The organism is Methylococcus sp. ANG, from assembly GCF_040730495.1.
Taxonomy (GTDB): Bacteria; Pseudomonadota; Gammaproteobacteria; order Methylococcales; family Methylococcaceae; genus Methylococcus.
Window position 1 is genome coordinate 2,155,853 of sequence record NZ_CP160399.1, and the last position, 16,470, is coordinate 2,172,322.

General features: G+C 61.8%; 18 protein-coding genes and 1 CRISPR repeat array. Of the genes, 14 read left to right on the top strand and 4 right to left on the bottom strand.

Going from position 1 to position 16,470, the window contains the following annotated elements; all coding sequences use genetic code 11:
* The first annotated feature begins 34 nt into the window (after positions 1 to 34).
* The 7 genes from ABZN20_RS10435 to cas4 all read left to right on the top strand — a co-directional run bounded on the left by ABZN20_RS10435 (position 35) and on the right by cas4 (position 7,369).
* Positions 35 to 2,323 carry a CRISPR-associated endonuclease Cas3'' gene (locus ABZN20_RS10435; protein WP_367025204.1) on the top strand — a complete coding sequence of 763 codons (2,289 nt, stop codon included), beginning with the start codon at positions 35 to 37 and terminating at the stop codon, positions 2,321 to 2,323.
* A 126-nt stretch (positions 2,324 to 2,449) separates the two neighbouring features.
* A complete protein-coding gene (cas5c, locus tag ABZN20_RS10440) occupies positions 2,450 to 3,151 on the top strand; it encodes a type I-C CRISPR-associated protein Cas5c (protein WP_367025205.1) in 702 nt (233 codons plus the stop codon).
* Positions 3,148 to 4,908 carry a type I-C CRISPR-associated protein Cas8c/Csd1 gene (cas8c, locus tag ABZN20_RS10445; RefSeq protein ID WP_367025206.1) on the top strand — a complete coding sequence of 587 codons (1,761 nt, stop codon included), beginning with the start codon at positions 3,148 to 3,150 and terminating at the stop codon, positions 4,906 to 4,908. The genes cas5c and cas8c overlap by 4 nt, the downstream gene beginning before the upstream one ends.
* A 127-nt stretch (positions 4,909 to 5,035) precedes the next feature.
* Positions 5,036 to 5,992: a type I-C CRISPR-associated protein Cas7/Csd2 gene (gene cas7c / locus ABZN20_RS10450; RefSeq protein WP_367025207.1), complete on the top strand. Its 957-nt coding sequence runs from the start codon at positions 5,036 to 5,038 to the stop codon at positions 5,990 to 5,992.
* A gap of 76 nt (positions 5,993 to 6,068) precedes the next feature.
* Positions 6,069 to 6,314: a hypothetical protein gene (locus ABZN20_RS10455; protein ID WP_367025208.1), complete on the top strand. Its 246-nt coding sequence runs from the start codon at positions 6,069 to 6,071 to the stop codon at positions 6,312 to 6,314.
* Positions 6,311 to 6,718 carry a type II toxin-antitoxin system VapC family toxin gene (locus ABZN20_RS10460; protein WP_367025209.1) on the top strand — a complete coding sequence of 136 codons (408 nt, stop codon included), beginning with the start codon at positions 6,311 to 6,313 and terminating at the stop codon, positions 6,716 to 6,718. The genes ABZN20_RS10455 and ABZN20_RS10460 overlap by 4 nt, the downstream gene beginning before the upstream one ends.
* A 30-nt stretch (positions 6,719 to 6,748) precedes the next feature.
* The gene (cas4, locus tag ABZN20_RS10465) at positions 6,749 to 7,369 is read left to right on the top strand and encodes a CRISPR-associated protein Cas4 (RefSeq protein WP_367025210.1); all 621 of its coding nucleotides are present in this window, start codon (positions 6,749 to 6,751) and stop codon (positions 7,367 to 7,369) included.
* Between the two features lie 115 nt (positions 7,370 to 7,484).
* Here the strand turns inward: cas4 and ABZN20_RS10470 are convergent, their stop codons facing one another.
* Positions 7,485 to 7,874: a type II toxin-antitoxin system VapC family toxin gene (locus ABZN20_RS10470; protein ID WP_367025211.1), complete on the bottom strand. Its 390-nt coding sequence runs from the start codon at positions 7,872 to 7,874 to the stop codon at positions 7,485 to 7,487.
* The gene (locus tag ABZN20_RS10475) at positions 7,867 to 8,172 is read right to left on the bottom strand and encodes an AbrB/MazE/SpoVT family DNA-binding domain-containing protein (protein WP_367025212.1); all 306 of its coding nucleotides are present in this window, start codon (positions 8,170 to 8,172) and stop codon (positions 7,867 to 7,869) included. The genes ABZN20_RS10470 and ABZN20_RS10475 overlap by 8 nt, the downstream gene beginning before the upstream one ends.
* Before the next feature lie 17 nt (positions 8,173 to 8,189).
* On the opposite strand from ABZN20_RS10475, the gene cas1c reads away from it, so the two are divergent.
* The 5 genes from cas1c (at position 8,190) to ABZN20_RS10500 (ending at position 12,866) form a co-directional block, all read left to right on the top strand.
* Positions 8,190 to 9,224, top strand: a complete 1,035-nt coding sequence (gene cas1c, locus ABZN20_RS10480; RefSeq protein WP_367025213.1) for a type I-C CRISPR-associated endonuclease Cas1c — start codon at positions 8,190 to 8,192, stop codon at positions 9,222 to 9,224.
* A gap of 9 nt (positions 9,225 to 9,233) precedes the next feature.
* Positions 9,234 to 9,524 carry a CRISPR-associated endonuclease Cas2 gene (cas2, locus tag ABZN20_RS10485; RefSeq protein ID WP_218807778.1) on the top strand — a complete coding sequence of 97 codons (291 nt, stop codon included), beginning with the start codon at positions 9,234 to 9,236 and terminating at the stop codon, positions 9,522 to 9,524.
* A gap of 188 nt (positions 9,525 to 9,712) precedes the next feature.
* A CRISPR array of direct repeats spans positions 9,713 to 11,403; the repeat unit is 37 nt; unit sequence GTATCTCCCGGCTCAATAGCCGGGAGTGGATTGAAAC.
* A gap of 49 nt (positions 11,404 to 11,452) precedes the next feature.
* Positions 11,453 to 11,665, top strand: a complete 213-nt coding sequence (locus ABZN20_RS10490) for a hypothetical protein (RefSeq protein ID WP_367025214.1) — start codon at positions 11,453 to 11,455, stop codon at positions 11,663 to 11,665.
* Between the two features lie 38 nt (positions 11,666 to 11,703).
* Positions 11,704 to 11,865, top strand: a complete 162-nt coding sequence (locus tag ABZN20_RS10495; RefSeq protein WP_367025215.1) for a hypothetical protein — start codon at positions 11,704 to 11,706, stop codon at positions 11,863 to 11,865.
* Between the two features lie 2 nt (positions 11,866 to 11,867).
* Positions 11,868 to 12,866 (top strand): phage minor head protein, encoded by a 999-nt coding sequence (locus ABZN20_RS10500; protein WP_367025216.1) that lies wholly within the window; start codon positions 11,868 to 11,870, stop codon positions 12,864 to 12,866.
* 98 nt (positions 12,867 to 12,964) lie between these two features.
* Here the strand turns inward: ABZN20_RS10500 and ABZN20_RS10505 are convergent, their stop codons facing one another.
* Positions 12,965 to 14,317, bottom strand: a complete 1,353-nt coding sequence (locus ABZN20_RS10505; protein ID WP_218806980.1) for an IS1182 family transposase — start codon at positions 14,315 to 14,317, stop codon at positions 12,965 to 12,967.
* 129 nt (positions 14,318 to 14,446) lie between these two features.
* On the bottom strand, positions 14,447 to 14,614 hold the full coding sequence (locus ABZN20_RS10510; RefSeq protein WP_367025217.1) for a hypothetical protein: 168 nt from the start codon (positions 14,612 to 14,614) through the stop codon (positions 14,447 to 14,449).
* A gap of 262 nt (positions 14,615 to 14,876) precedes the next feature.
* Between ABZN20_RS10510 and ABZN20_RS10515 the strand changes: the two genes are divergently transcribed.
* Both ABZN20_RS10515 and ABZN20_RS10520 read left to right on the top strand, forming a co-directional pair.
* On the top strand, positions 14,877 to 15,398 hold the full coding sequence (locus ABZN20_RS10515; protein WP_367025218.1) for a phage virion morphogenesis protein: 522 nt from the start codon (positions 14,877 to 14,879) through the stop codon (positions 15,396 to 15,398).
* Positions 15,399 to 15,691: 293 nt separating this feature from the next.
* The gene (locus tag ABZN20_RS10520; protein WP_367025219.1) at positions 15,692 to 16,420 is read left to right on the top strand and encodes a phage protease; all 729 of its coding nucleotides are present in this window, start codon (positions 15,692 to 15,694) and stop codon (positions 16,418 to 16,420) included.
* The last annotated feature ends 50 nt before the right edge of the window (positions 16,421 to 16,470 follow it).

A 16,470-nucleotide genomic window follows, 5' to 3' on the forward strand; every position in this document is an offset into this window, starting at 1 on the left:
GTGAGGTGGGAGGGATGAGGAGGAGGGCGATACCGTGACACAACCGCCGATCGCCCATTGCCGGCAGGAGGAAAACGGCGACTGGCATCTCCACCCGCTCGACGAGCACTTGCGGGATGTCGGCCGCCTGGCAGGCGACTTCGCCGCGGCGTTCGGCGCGGAAGAATGGGGCCGGCTGGCCGGCCTGTGGCATGACCTCGGGAAATTCCGCCCCCCCTTCCAGAACTATATCCGCAAGCAAAGCGGCTACGACCCGGCGGCCCACATCACCGGCGAAGCCGGCAAGGCGCCCCATTCCACGGCAGGCGCCCTGCTGGCCTGCGACAAACTGGGCAAGCCCGGACGGGTCCTGGCTTATCTGATCGCCGGCCATCACGCCGGACTCCACGATTGGCACGGCGGTCTGCAAATCCGGCTGGACGGAGAGAATGCCCGAAGCGAACTGGATGAAGCATTGGCGGCCGTGCCGCGCGCCGAGCTGCTCGCCGCCGCCGATGCCTTCAATGCCGACCTGCGCCATGTTCCCGGCCTCACGGCCGGTTTCGCCCTCTGGCTGCGAATGCTGTTCTCCTGCCTGGTGGACGCCGATTTTCTCGACACCGAGGCGTTCATGGACGAAAGCAGGAGCGCGCGGCGGGGCGGGTATCCGGCAATTCCCGCCCTGCTGGAATGCTTCGACGCTCACATGGACGCGCTGGCACAGCGGCTGGCGGAGCAAGGGCCGTTGACGCCGGTCAACCGGCTGCGGGCAGATATCTTGCGGCAATGCCGCGCCAAAGGAGCCGAAACACCCGGCCTGTTCTCGCTCACCGTGCCTACCGGCGGCGGCAAGACCCTGTCCAGCCTGGCGTTCGCCCTGGAACATGCCCGACGCCATGGCAAGCGCCGTATCATCTATGTCATCCCCTACACCAGCATCATCGAACAGACCGCGGACGTGTACCGCTCAGTATTCAGAGGACTGGAGCCCGATCCGGTGGTGGAACATCACAGCAACGCCGAATCCGACCCGAACGAGGAAACGCTCAGGAGCCGGCTGGCCTGCGAGAACTGGGATGCGCCCATCGTGGTCACCACCAACGTCCAGTTCTTCGAATCCCTGTTCGCCGCCCGCACTTCCCGTTGCCGCAAGCTGCACAACATCGTCGACAGCGTGGTCGTGCTGGACGAAGCCCAGATGCTGCCGCCGGAATTCCTGCAGCCCATCCTCGACGTCATCAATCTGTTGAGCCGGCACTACGGGGTGAGCATCGTGCTGTCCACCGCCACTCAGCCGGCCTTGTCCACGCGCGAATATTTCGATCCCCGTCAGAATCTGCGAGGGCTGGAACACGTTCGCGAACTGATGGCGGGCGGTCCTCATGTCGAGGAGCCGGACCAGCTTTACCGGGCGCTGAAACGGGTGGACGTGAAACTTCCGGTGGACCGTCGTACCCCGGTGACTTGGGAAGAATTGGCCTCGGAACTGCAAACGCAGCACCGCGTGTTGTGCATCGTCAACCGGCGGAAGGACGCTCGGGAGCTGTTTAAGCTCATGCCCGAGGGCACGATCCATCTCTCCGCCCTGATGTGCGGCGCGCACCGTTCGGACGTCATACGCCGCGTCAAACAGCGCCTCGAGTCCGGAGAACCTGTGCGGGTCATCAGCACCCAGTTGGTGGAAGCCGGCGTCGACCTGGATTTTCCGGTGGTCTATCGGGCGCTGGCCGGGCTGGACTCCATCGCTCAGGCAGCGGGACGCTGTAACCGGGAAGGTCTGCTGAAACGAGGCGAAGTCATCGTGTTCGTCCCCCCCAACCCCGCCCCGCCCGGCCATTTGCGCAAGGCTGAAGACACCAGCCGCAGCGTGCTTCATGACACCATCGACGATCCGCTGGACCGGGCGTCGTTCGCCAGGTACTTCGAACAGTTCTACTACGCCTGCGACCTCGACGAGCACGGCATCGGCAAGCTACTCGAGGTCGATGGGCAATCCCTTGCCGTGAATTTCCGTAGCGCGGCCGAGAAGTTTCGTCTGATCCGCGATGAGGACACCGCTTCGGTCGTCGTGCGCTATCGCGGCCCCGCTGGCAACGACGATACGCTGGACACACTGCTTGGCAAGCTGCGCAAAGACGGCCCGGAACGCTGGTTGATGCGAAAGCTTCAGCGCTATACCGTTACCGTACACAAGCGGGAAGTGCAGGAGCGGCAACGCACCGGCGACGTGGAGGAATGGCAACCTGGCTGGTTTGTGCAAACGTGTGACCTGGGTTACTCCGAGGAACTGGGATTGGTACTGGGAGATGCACAAAGCCTTTGTTCGCAGGTGTGGCTGGCATGACCGAATATATTATCTTGTGGGAGCGAGCTTCAGCCCGCGACGAATCTCCCGAACCCCCAGTCGCGGGCTCCAGCCCCCTCCCACAGGAATGCCAAACGATCTGGAACACGATTTAAGGAGTCGTGAATGACCTACTGCCTTGAAGTCTCAGGCGATTTCGCCTGCTTCACACGACCGGAAATGAAGGTGGAGCGGGTGAGCTATGACGTGATGACACCCTCCGCTGCCCGTGCGGTATTCGAAGCCATCCTGTGGAAACCAGCCATTCGGTGGCATGTGCGACGCATCGAGGTATTGAAGCCCATCCGCTGGATGAACCTCCGGCGCAACGAAGTTTCCGGGGGGATATCCAGCCGCAACGTTGAAACCGCCATGCGCAACGGCGGCGGCAGCCTGGCGCAATTCATCGAAGACGAACGCCAACAGCGCGCCGGGCTGTTCCTGCGCGATGTGGCATACCGCATCCATGCCGATCTGGAAGTCAAGCCGGAAGCGGGACCGGGCAACCCACCGGTCAAGTACCAGGAAATGTTCGAACGGCGGGCCAGGAAAGGCCAATGCGTCAACCAGCCCTATCTCGGCTGCCGGGAGTTTTCAGCCCAGTTCCGTTTCATAGCCGCCCCCGAATCCGAACCTCCAGACCGTCCGCCTCTCGATGAACGCAGCCGGGCCGATCTGGGACTCGGCCGGCCCCGCGACCTCGGATACATGCTTTACGACCTCGATTTCGCCGACCCCGCCGATCCCCGGCCGCTGTTCTTCCGTGCGGAGATCAAAGATGGCTCGGTGGAAATCCCAGGCCTCGACAGCGAAGAGGTGCGAGGATGATTCTGCAAGCCCTGCATGACTATTACCAACGCAAGCAGCGCTCGGACGATCCCAAGGATCGCTTGCCCGCCTATGGGTTGGAAGAGAAGGAAATTCCATTCATCATCGAAATCGACGGCGAAGGCCGTTTCGTCAACCTGGCCGACACCCGTACCGGAGACGGCAAGAAGAAGACCGCTCAGCGCTTTCTCGTACCCCAGGGCGTCAAGAAAACCTCGGGCGTAGCTGCGAATCTCCTCTGGGATACGGCGGAATATGTCCTCGGCGTGGATACTCGCGGCAATCCGGACCGAATCGTGCAGCAGCACTCGGCTTTCCGGAGCCGGCTCGACGAACTGCCGGAATCTGCGCAATCCGACCCCGGTATCGTCGCCGTCCGGAATTTTCTCGACCGGCGGGATATCGCGCCATTGGAGAATCATCCCGCCTGGAACGACGTCCTTGCGACCAACCCCACCCTGAGTTTCCGCTTGCACGGCGATGTGGAATTGATCTGCCAGCGTTCTGCCGTGGCGATGGTGGCGGTGGGTACGAAAAACGCGGACGGGGAATCGCCTTCCGGAATCTGTCTGGTTACTGGCGCCATTGCACCAATAGAACGCCTGCATCCGGCGATTAAAGGCGTTAAGGACAAACCAGGCTCACCCGCTCAGAAGAACATCGTTTCGTTCAATTGCCGCGCTTTTGAATCCTACGGCAAAACCGAGCAGCAGGGGGCAAATGCTCCAGTCGGCAAACCCGCTGTTTTCGCCTATACCACCGCACTGAACCATTTGCTCTCGAAAGGTTCCCGCCAACGCATCCAGATCGGTGACGCTTCCACCGTTTTCTGGGCGGAACAGCCTCACGACCTGGAAACGATGGCGGCGGATTTGTTCGGCGAGCCGCCCAAGGACCAGCCGGACCGCGGTACCGACGCTCTAAAGGCACTGTACCAGTCCGTCGAATCCGGCAACTTCGCCATCGGTGAGGCAGATACCCGCTTCCACGTGCTGGGACTGGCCCCCAATGCCGCCCGAATCAGCATCCGCTTTTGGGAAACCGCACCGGCTTACGAACTCGCCCGAAGGCTGAAACGCCATTTCGACGACATCCGCATCGCCAAGGCGGACTACGAGGCGGAGCATTTGTCGCTATTCCGGTTGCTGACCTCGGTCGCCGTGCAAGGCAAGGCCGACAACATCCCGCCCAATCTCGGCGGAGATATCGTCCGCGCCATCCTGGAAGACCTGCCTTATCCCACTACCCTGCTCAACGCCGCCGTGCAGCGCTGCCGGGCGGAACAGAAAGTGACCTATCCCCGCGCGGCGGCGCTGAAGGCCTGGCTGAACCGGAGCATCCGCCGCGACAACAGAAACTCATCCACGCCCGAGAAGGAGTTTGACGTCATGCTCGATCCCCAAAATACCGACGCGGCCTACCGCATGGGACGGTTATTCGCCGTGCTGGAGAAAATCCAGGAGGAAGCCAATCCCGGCATCAATGCCACAATTCGCGACCGTTACTACGGTGCGGCATCCAGCGCTCCGGCCACGGTGTTTCCCCTGCTGCTGAAACTCGCCACGCACCACATCGGCAAGCTGGACGAAAAGGGACGCAAAATGCTCTACCGGGCATTCAGCGACAACACACCCGACAACTACATCGGCCAAGTACTCAATCAAGTCGACGAAATCCCGCGCCAACTACGCCTGCCTGAGCAAGGCCGGTTTGCGCTCGGTTATTACCACCAGCGCCAAGCCTTCTTTGCCAAATGACTTTCCCTGTGGGAGCGGCTGCTTGTGGGAGGGGGCTTCAGCCCGCGACCCACTGCCCCGATCGCGGGCTGAAGCCCCCTCCCACAAACTATCCCATCTCTTTCAAGGACCATCAGGAGAACACGCCATGAGCTTGAACCACCGCTACGACTTCGTCCTGCTGTTCGACGTCAAAGACGGCAACCCCAACGGCGATCCCGACGCCGGCAATTTGCCACGAATCGACGCGGAGACCGGCCACGGCCTGGTGACCGATGTCTCGATCAAGCGAAAAATCCGGAACTTCGTCGCCATGAAGCACGACCAGCTTGAACGCGACCCCGAACCCGGCGAGAAGCGTTTTGAAATCTACGTGCGCGAAAAGGCCATCCTCAACCTCCAGCATCAAAGGGCTTATTCCGCCCTGAAGCTCGACGCCGAACCAGAGGCAGAAACCGAAGCGGCAGCCGAGGAGGCGACGCAAAAAAAATCCGGCAAGGAAAAAAAGCGCAAGGGCGGTGGCGACAGCGTAGACAAGGCCCGCACCTGGATGTGCCAGAATTTCTATGACGTCCGGACTTTCGGCGCGGTCATGTCCACCGGCATCAATTGCGGGCAGGTGCGCGGCCCGGTGCAACTGACCTTCGCCCGTTCGCTCGATCCGATCATCGCCCAGGAGCACTCGATCACCCGCATGGCCGTCGCGACCGAGGCGGAGGCCGAGAAGCAGGACGGCGACAACCGCACCATGGGCCGCAAGCACACCGTGCCTTATGGTCTGTACATGGCCCACGGTTTCGTTTCAGCGTTTCTGGCCAAACAGACCGGCTTCGATGAAAACGATCTGGAACTGCTGTGGCAAGCGCTGGAAAACATGTTCGAGCACGACCGTTCCGCCGCCCGAGGGGAGATGGCCACACGCGGACTTTACGTGTTCGAGCACGAGTCCGAGCTGGGCAACGCTCACGCGCATAGCCTGTTCGACCGCATCGTGCCGAAACTGAAGGAAGACGTCGCCGTGCCTCGGAGTTTCATCGATTACGTAGTTGACGTTAGGGAAGCCGAATTGCCGGCAGGAGTGAGATTGATTCGGCGGGTGGACTGAGCAACCAGGCACGGCAGTCAGGATATAACGCCCCCACTGTCCGATCATTCGGTCCGAACAAAATGAGAGAACAGCCATGCAAGCTTTAGAATTTGAAACCATCATTGGCCACGACCACGAAATTCATTTGAAACTGCCGATCGATGCGCGCGAGGGGCGGGCGCGAGTCATCGTGCTTTACGACGAACGGGCTGGTGAGCCGGTCTGTGGCAATCTGGACGAATTCCTCGCGACTCTGCCTCTCAACACCGCGGGCCGTAGTCGCTCCGACATCGCTGAGCAAGTGCAGGAAGAGCGTGAGAACTGGGGAAACGCGCCGTGAGCCGCGTTTACCTGGATACCTGTCTGGTTATCGATTTGATCGAAGGCGAGCCCGAAGACCAAAGCTTGCTCCGCCACGCACTCAAGGGAAAGTGGGTCGTCGGAAGCGAGCTGGTGCGTATGGAAGCCCGTATCAAGGCGCTAAAGGACGATCGGAGAGACTTTCTCAATCGGTACACAATTTTTTTCCACCATTGCGAGATGGTTGCGCTGGATCGTGCTGTCTTCGAGCGTGCCACAGACTTGCGGGTGCGCCATCGCATCAAGACGCCGGATGCCTTGCACCTCGCCACTGCCTTACAGGCCAGTTGCAATGAATTCTGGAGTAACGATCGGGGTTTGTTGAACGCTGCCAATGGGCAAATCAAAATCGTCGATTGGAATTCTTTACGGAATCCCTCCTGAAACGGCACCGTCCCTCCAACACCGGCTGACATGGACGAAACCATCCCCCTCTCCGCCCTCCAGCACTACAGCTACTGCCCCCGGCAATGCGCGCTGATTCATCAGGAGCAGACCTTTGCCGAGAACATTTTCACCCTGCGCGGTCAGAGAGTGCACGAGCGCGTGGACGAACCGGATACCCGTTGCGAAAAAGGCGTCCGGATCGAGCAGGCTCTGCCGTTGTTCTGCGATCGGCTTGGCTTGAGCGGCAAGGCTGACATCGTCGAGTTCTCGCCCGACGGCACGCCGCGGCCGGTGGAATACAAGCATGGGCCGAGACGGAAGAAGGAACACGATGACATTCAGGTCGCGGCCCAGATTTTATGCCTGGAGGAAATGTTCGGCCGGCAGGTGCCTGAAGGCGTGGTGTTCCACCATTCGTCCCGGCGCCGGCGGCTGGTGCCCATCACGCCCGAGTTGAGGGCGAAGGTCGAGCGTCTGGCCGAGGAAGTGCGGGGCATGCTGGAATGTGGACGGCTGCCGCCACCTGCGACGGATGCCGCGCTGTGTCGGGGCTGCTCGCTGAAAGACGCTTGCCAGCCGGAAATGGTCGGCGCCGATGCGGCGATCGAAGAGGCCGCGGAGAGCCTGTTCGAGCCGGAGAATTATTGATGCGGCCCGAAACACCCCTGGCAAGTGATCTGTGGGAGCGGGCTTTAGCCCGCGAAAATCGCGGCCTGAATGCCGCGCCCACCAGGACATACTTGGACCGGGCGAATGGAATGGCCTACCGAATGACGCGGATGTCCAGACCCAGATCCAAGGAAGCCCAGGCGCGATCCGTGGTCAGGATAGCCGCCCCCGCAATTTTCGCAGTCGCAAGACAGGCTCGATCCCCAAGCGACAGCCCCGAACCGCGCGTCAGAGGCCGCAGCTCTCCTGAAAGCAGGGCGTGGACGAAGCGAAATTCGACGACTTCCATATCGATCGCCGCCAAGGCCTCCCTCACGATTTCCGCCGGCACGCCTCGATCCGCGAGTCTCGCAGCGGTTTCCGCCAGATTGACGCTGGAAATCAAGCAGCGCAACGTCTTGAGAGCACGGCGGACTTCCTCGCTTCCGTCCTCCGAATGCAACAGCGCCAGCAACGCCGAGGCATCCAGCACCAGACTATTCACGCTTGGCCTCGATTCGGCGTTCCGCGATCAATTCGTCGGCAAGATTGACGTCCGCCGAAACATAACGGCCGATCAACACCTGAGCGTGACGAGTCCCGGCTTCAATGGTGGAAAGCCGAATTTCACCGGCCGATTCGGTGAGAACCAGGGTGTCGCCTGTCTTGATGTTCAGGCGCGAACGAATTTCCGCCGGAATGACGATCCGTCCCCCTGGGCCGATTTTTACGATTTGCCGATCCATCTTTCCAACCCATTGTCTGATGACGACAGAAATGACACGTACGTGAAATACTGCCATAAGACAGGAAAATCGTCATGAGTGTTTTCCAGAACACCCTCTACGTCACCACACCCGACGCCTATCTTCGCCTCGAAGGCGAAACGGTGTGCGTCATGGTCGAACAGCAGAAACGCCTGCAAGTGCCGCTGCATCATCTGGGCGCGCTCGTCCTGTTCGATCACGTCATGCTCAGCCCTGCCCTGCTCGGGCGCTGCGCCGAGGACGGCCGATCCGTGGTCTGGCTGAACCGCTCGGGCCGCTTCCAAGCCCGGCTTGAAGGGCCGGTGAACGGCAACATTCTGCTGCGGCAAGCGCAATTCCGCGCCGCCGAGAACGCCAACGGCGCGCTCGGCCTTGCCCGCGCCATGGTCGCGGGAAAATTGCGCAACAGCCGGCAGGTGCTGATGCGCGGCGCCCGGGAAGCCAAATCCGACGTCGACCGCGACACCCTGGTGAAAGCTGCCCGCATTCTGGCCACCCAGATTCGCAAGCTGCCACAGGCGGAAACGCTAGACACCCTGCGCGGCTTCGAAGGGGACGCGGCGCGGCTGTATTTCGAATCGCTGCCCGCTGTGATGCGCGAGCCCGTTCGGGGGCAGTTTCCCTTCGAAGCCCGCAGCCGGCGGCCACCCCGCGATGCGTTCAATGCGTTGATTTCCTTTTTGTATGCCCTGGTGCTGGCGGACTGCCGCTCCGCGCTGGAAACCGTCGGGCTCGATCCCCAGCTCGGCTTTCTCCACGCCGTGCGGCCGGGCCGTCCGGCGCTGGCCCTCGACCTCCTCGAAGAGTTCCGCGCCCCGCTGGCGGACCGCCTTGCCCTCACACTCATCAACCGGGGCCAGATCCAGCCCGGCGATTTCGACTGCCGCGAAGGCGGCGCCGTCCTGCTGAACGACAAGGGACGGAAAACCGTGATCACCGCCTATCAGGGACGCAAGCAGGAAACCCTGACGCATCCCCTGCTCCAGCAGGACACACCGATCGGCCTGCTGCCGCACCTCCAGGCCCGGTTACTGGCGCGCTTCCTGCGGCAGGACGTTCCGGCCTACGTCCCTTATCTTCAGCGGTGAAGGAAACCCATGCTGGTACTCGTGTCCTATGACGTATCGACCGAAACTTCGGCAGGCCGGCGCCGGCTGCGACGGGTTGCGAAAATCTGCCTGAACCATGGACAACGCGTACAGAAATCGGTTTTCGAATGCCGGGTCGATCAGGCCCAGCTCGAAACCCTCAAATTCCAGTTGCTCGACGAAATCAACGAGGCCGAAGACAACCTGCGGATTTACCGGATTCCCGAACCGCTGGACAAGCACGTGATGGAATTCGGCCGCTTCCGCGCCACGGACTTCGACGACACCCTCATCGTATGACCGCCGAACCGCGCGAACCTCGAGCGATGCGAAACACCCGACAGGTTCGCGCGCATGCCAACTCTCTGTTCCTTCAGACCTCCATCCCCGCTTCCGCCCAACACGGCCACGTAGACGAGCGCGCTCTCCCGGACCTCGCGCTTCCTGCCAGAAAAATGACCATGTATCATTGGGTTGCCGAAAGGCGGGTATCTCCCGGCTCAATAGCCGGGAGTGGATTGAAAGAATCTGAGCTTGAGAACGTAGTCCCATACCGATCGGTATCTCCCGGCTCAATAGCCGGGAGTGGATTGAAAGCTTGCCTGCAGGACATTATGGCGCCGGCACTATCCGGTATCTCCCGGCTCAATAGCCGGGAGTGGATTGAAAGCCGTTTGCCGCCAAAACTGACGGTGGTGGATGGCGGTATCTCCCGGCTCAATAGCCGGGAGTGGATTGAAAACCGAGGCCGATACCTGGCTGGTGACGCTCGATTGGTATCTCCCGGCTCAATAGCCGGGAGTGGATTGAAACCCTTCCAGCTCGACGACCGTTGGTCGGGTTGGTAGTATCTCCCGGCTCAATAGCCGGGAGTGGATTGAAACAATGAGTTGCGCTCGCTCCAGCTGAACCTCGGCCGTATCTCCCGGCTCAATAGCCGGGAGTGGATTGAAACTGCCGGCGATTTGGGCATGATGCCGGACCTTCATGTATCTCCCGGCTCAATAGCCGGGAGTGGATTGAAACCCATTACGCAGCCTCCTGGATTGCGTGCCGCTCGGGTATCTCCCGGCTCAATAGCCGGGAGTGGATTGAAACCAGGCGGGCGATGGAGGGATAGCAGGCGTGGTTTTCGTATCTCCCGGCTCAATAGCCGGGAGTGGATTGAAACCATGCGCCACGGTCATATTTTGATGCGCAATGGTCGTATCTCCCGGCTCAATAGCCGGGAGTGGATTGAAACTCATCGTGGATCCGGCCGATGAACTGGAATGCCGGGTATCTCCCGGCTCAATAGCCGGGAGTGGATTGAAACGGCAAGCAGCTCAAGCGCTGGCTGGACGTCGTGCGTATCTCCCGGCTCAATAGCCGGGAGTGGATTGAAACCGCGAACCCTTCCGGTGAGCATTGCGGGCGATGAAGTATCTCCCGGCTCAATAGCCGGGAGTGGATTGAAACTGAACGGCCCGTACGGTCGTCATGCCGGGGCCGCGTATCTCCCGGCTCAATAGCCGGGAGTGGATTGAAACATTCGGCCGCCACAGGTAGGGCGGAACGCGCAGCGGTATCTCCCGGCTCAATAGCCGGGAGTGGATTGAAACAATCAGGCCCTGAAAACCATTTTCGGGCCGCTGCAGGTATCTCCCGGCTCAATAGCCGGGAGTGGATTGAAACTCTATCTGCACCAGCGCCCCGGCGTCGCCGATGTCGTATCTCCCGGCTCAATAGCCGGGAGTGGATTGAAACCTCGCGGTGCGCGACGCCCGCGACTACGCCTAAGAGGTATCTCCCGGCTCAATAGCCGGGAGTGGATTGAAACTTGACGGTGCGCGCACCGGCATCCTTGCGTTCGATGTATCTCCCGGCTCAATAGCCGGGAGTGGATTGAAACTCAAGATATTCATCAATCTCTCTCGCCCAGTCATCGTATCTCCCGGCTCAATAGCCGGGAGTGGATTGAAACAGGTAGCAGCGCACCGCTCCGGCCGGGGTGTCGAGTATCTCCCGGCTCAATAGCCGGGAGTGGATTGAAACCGGCAAGCGCTCAAGCCCATCTGCGAAGCGGCCGAGTATCTCCCGGCTCAATAGCCGGGAGTGGATTGAAACTGCAACTGGCCGACAGGGACGGCGACGGCGTCGCGGGTATCTCCCGGCTCAATAGCCGGGAGTGGATTGAAACTTCCACAACGGCACCAACTGGGTGGCAGGCTGATTAGGAGAACGCAAGTATGAACGATGTAACGCCGGATCAAATTGCCCATCATTACGCTGCGGCGATGGATAGTGTGAACCTCATCAATGGTGGGCAGCCTGACTATATGGACGGTGATGAATGGGCTGACTGTCTGGAACGGAACCGCGAGCATCTAAGGATAATGCTCGCGAAAAACTGGTGGACGAACGAGGACTTGACCCCGCTTCGATCAGCGCTGGGGTTGTGATCGCCCCAATGGGCACAAGGCTTTTGAAGGAGTGTCACATGATCAATAAATACACCCCAGGTTTTGCTATGGGAGAACTCAGCACGGTGGGAGGATTCTTGGGAGCCCTATTCTCGGTCCTCTCCCTGGCGGGGGCGCTGGGGCTGTCCGACGAACAGCTCGATGCGCTGTTCGTCCAGGCGGCAGGCATCGAGGCCTAAGCATGCTGCTGACCGTCTCCCCTGGCCGCGTCGGCTTCGATCCCGCCCCGGATCGCGGCGGAGCCGCTCCTACTGCCCCAGAAGCGTCCGCCGCCCCGAGCGGGCCGGAGAGGGGGCGTCGCGACACCTTCCGGCTGCCGTTTCCGGAGCAGATCGCATTTTTCCGGCAGAAGCTGAAGCTGCCATCCGAGCGTTGGGACAGCATCGAGCGTGCCGCGCACGACCGCGGCTTCATCGTCGCCGGGGCGCAGAAGGCGGACCTGCTCACGGATCTGCACAACGCCGTGGAGCAGGCGATCCGCGAGGGCAAGTCGATCCAGTGGTTCCGCCAGAACTTCGAGGCCATCGTGGCTAAACACGGCTGGACCGGCTGGACCGGCGAGGGTACGAAGGCCGGCGTGGCCTGGCGCACCCGCGTCATCTATAACACCAACCTGTCCGCCTCCTACGCCGCCGGACGTTTCGCCCAGCTCACCGAGGCCGGGTTCGGTCTGTGGGTGTACCGGCATTCGGATTCGGTGCTGCACCCCCGGCCCCTGCACCTCGCCTGGAACGGCCTGGCGCTGCCGCCGGACCATCCGTTTTGGAAAACCCATTACCCGCCCAACGGCTGGGGCTGTCATTGCTACGTGGTCGGCGCCCGCAGCGAATCTGGCGCCCGGCGGCTGGGCGGCGATCCGGACAAGCGAGTCGATCCGGACTGGTCCGAGACCGATCCCAAAACCGGCGCGCCGGTGGGCATCGACAAGGGATGGAATTACGCGCCGGGCGCCGGCGTGGATGCCTCTTTGCGCCAGGTGGTGCAGGACAAGCTGATTACCTATCGGCCGGCGATCACGACCGCGCTGTCGCGGGATGTGGCCCGCTATATCAATGCTAACGACCGGCCTGCTGAATTCGCCAGGCGCGTGCTGGCGGACACTAGGAGTCTGTCGGACTATGGATTTACTCGGGTCGGGATTCTTGGAATCGAGAATTTTTCGGGGGCATTGGCGGGGTAGTCACCAACGTTTCGCGTCGATAACTAGACCAAGATGTGCCCCGCCTCCCCCATGGCGGCGCTATTGGTGTGTAACGCTTGGTTTTTACGTGAAGCCTGTCACGCTGCCGCCAACACGTGCATCCGCCTCAGATTGAACGCCATCGCCACCAGCTTCCATTCTCCGGCCACTGCCTCCAAGCCGCGCAGAGAGAACTGGCGGAATCCCAAGACCTGTTTGATGATGCCGAACACCGGCTCCACCGTGGATTTGCGCTTGGCGTAGCGGGCCTTCCCTGCCTTCGTTTTGAGTTTCCAGGCCATCTTCTCCACGGGATCGGTGGTTTCCGGTTCCGGGGCATCCGGAGCCAGGCGTTCCGCCAGCGGCACGTGATGGCTGTCCCGTCCCATCGCGATCAGCGGTTCGATCTGCTGTTCGCAGCAGGCGTGCACGTTGCCGGCGCTGAAGTAGCCCGTGTCGGCCAGCAGGGCTTCGGGCTTCCCCCAGGCTTCCGGCAGCTTCTCGATCTCGGCCAGCATCGGTTCGACCTGCTGCTTGTCGTTGGTCTGCTGACTGACGGTGGTGGCGACGATCAACATCGTCTCCACATCCACCGCAGCCTGGCTGTTATAGCCCTGGAGGAAACCCGCGTGGCTCGGCATGATGCGGGATTCCTCGTCGGTCAGATTGATCTGGTCGCTGGCCTTCGGCCCGGTTTCCGGCGGCTTCGGCTCCTGCCCACGTGGCTTCTTGCCCGCCTGCCGCTGGCCTTCGCGACGGGCTACCTTGGCTTCATAGTCCTGCTGCGCCCGGGCATCGCGCTCCGCGACCCGCTCCACGATCTTGGCCTTCGCCTCCGCCAGGGCCTTCAGCCGATCCTGCCGCCGCGCCAACTCCTCTGGCAGGTCGATGCCGTCCGGCTCCTCCGCCCCGTCGGCCTCCGCCGCCTTCTGCAACAAGGCCTGCACCTCCTCCCGCAACTGCGCTTCCAACTTCTCGATGTGGCCATGAGACAAGGCCTTGTGCTTGGAGGCGTTGGCCTTAATCTTGGTCCCGTCCAGGGAAATCTGCCCGAGCCTCACCAGCTTCATCGCCTGCGCCAGGCTCAAGACCTGAACGAACAGGTCCTCCAGCTCCCCCAGAAAGGTCTTGCGAAAGTGGGCCAGGGTGTCATGATCGGGATGGGTTTCCGCCGACAGAAAGCGGAAGGCCACCGAATCGTAGGTGGCCCGCTCAATCTTGCGGCTGGAGAACACCCCGGTGGCATAACCATAAACCAGCAGGGCCAGTAGTACCGACGGATGGTGCGCCGCCGACCCGCGCCCCGAGTAGCGGCTCGTCAGTCGACTTAAATCCAGCTGATCGATGACCTCGACGAGGAACCGTGCCAGGTGGTTGGCTGGCAGCCATTCGTCAACCGAGGGCGGTAGCAGATACTGCTGGTGGCGATTGACGGGGATGAAGCGGCTCATCGGGTCTCACCTTGTCGCGATCTATCCGGAATAGGCCGCTATGTTAACGGAAACAGCGGACTTCCGCCCCTCCAATCCGGTTCGAACCAGAACCGGAAAGTCCGACAGACTCCTAGCGTCAATGAACCTTTATGGCTGGGATTCGTTGAATCGTTCCAGGAGATACAAGCAGCCACCGACATTGATGTTAAAGGCTATCTGGTACTGCTGCCCGCGGACTCCGTGCGCCACGTCGAGTACAGCCATGGCCGGGATGGTGGCAATCAGCGCCCCACGGAGCCCGGCGACTTCGGCCATGTGCAGGACGTGCTGTCTGCATTCGACACGGTTCGAGTCGGCGATCCGAGCTCCAGAGGGGCTCAACGATTGGTGGTGACGAAAAGAATAGGTGGGGAAACCTATCGATGCGTATTCGAGGTGAGGGATGGGAAACGCAATCGTTCCCTGACCTTGATTTCGATGGTGGTAAAAGCCGGGAGGTAGGCGGGAGTCAATGCAACGCTTGCGCGCCCCCTGACCTATACGTCCGAAACGAGGCCGCCTTTAGCGAATTATAGGCATGATCACCATCGAAATAAACGACCAGGGCGTGCTTGAAGCCCTGCGGCGCTTGCAGGCCCGCGTCGGCTATCTGAAGCCGGTATTGCGGGGTATCGGCGAGGTGCTGATCAAATCGACCAAGCGGCGGTTCGCCACCGGTACGGCGCCGGACGGCACGCCCTGGGCGCCGAACAGCCCGGTGACGTACGATCGATTGGCCACCTGGCATTTGACCAAGAAAGGCAAGCTCAGCAAGGCCGGCGCGGCCCGGTTGGCCGGTAAGAAGCCGTTGATCGGCGAAACCAGGCGCCTGTCCAGTCAAATCAACGCGGTGCTCCAGGGCGATGCGCTGTTGGTCGGCAGCCCGATGGAATACGCGGCCACCCAGCAGTTCGGCGCCGAGCAAGGCGAGTTCGGCACCACCCGCCGCGGCGGCCCGATCCCCTGGGGCGACATTCCGGCCCGGCCGTTTCTGGGGTTGTCGGAGGCGGACAAGCGGCATATCCTCGAAATCGTCGCCGAGGCGCTGGGGGGGGCCTGAGTTCGCGGCGTAGCCGCTCCGGCTACCCTTGTGGTGGGAGCGGCTCCGCCGCGATGCGGTCGTCCCTCGGATTTCCAAAGCGACCGACTCCAAGACCCGCCACGCCGCGCAAACCGCCCTGGCGCGGCCATGGGGAGATGGAAGGGCGGAACTCGGCGATTAACGGGGGTTTAACGCGCCTCACGGGCATGTTCGCCGGTGGGCGGCGGAGCAAACGCCGGTTTTCGCGGCGGAGCCGCTCGATGACGCCCGTTTTCGCGGCGGAGCCGCTCCCACGATCCCCAATCCCCTGGATGACGCTGGTCATCCCGATCCCCGCGCCGCCGGTCCGTAAGCTGCGGACCATGGCAAAAGAACTTCCCTCACAGCGTGGTTTTCGCGGCGGAGCCGCTCCCGCCGGATCCGGCATGCCCTGGCTGCCCGGGTCGATCGCCGCTTGCGCGTTTGCGCTGGGCGACTCCGCCGATGAAATCCTGATCTTCCCGGCCGGAGATTTCGGTGGCAGTCGTGGCGCGCTGATGGGGCAAGGGCCATGGCGGCTCGATGCCCGGTCCGCGGAGGCGCTGATCGCGACCACCCGGCGCTATTTCGGCAGCCAGGCGGCGGTGGTCGACTACAACCACCAGACCCTGATCGCCGCCGGGAGCGGCGGGGAAGCGCCGGCGGCCGGCTGGATCGATCCGGTCACGCTGGTCTGGCGTGAGGGCGCCGGGATCGCCGCGACGGTGAAATGGACCGCCGAGGCCCGTGCCGCCATCGCGGCCGACCAATACCGCTACCTGTCCCCGGTGTTCAGCTACGACGCCAAAACTGCCGTTCCGCTGTGCATTTTGAGCGTTGCGCTCACCAATACCCCCGCGCTGGGTATCTCCCGGCTCAATAGCCGGGAGTGGATTGAAACATCGACAAGGCAAGGCAGGCCGCCAACGACGCGCGTATCTCCCGGCTCAATAGCCGGGAGTGGATTGAGACTCCGGATCGCGGCGCAGCCGCTCCCACAGCAGGGGTATTTCCCGGCTTAATATCCGGGAGCGGATAGAAACCGGCAACACGGAATAGCCACCACCATGAA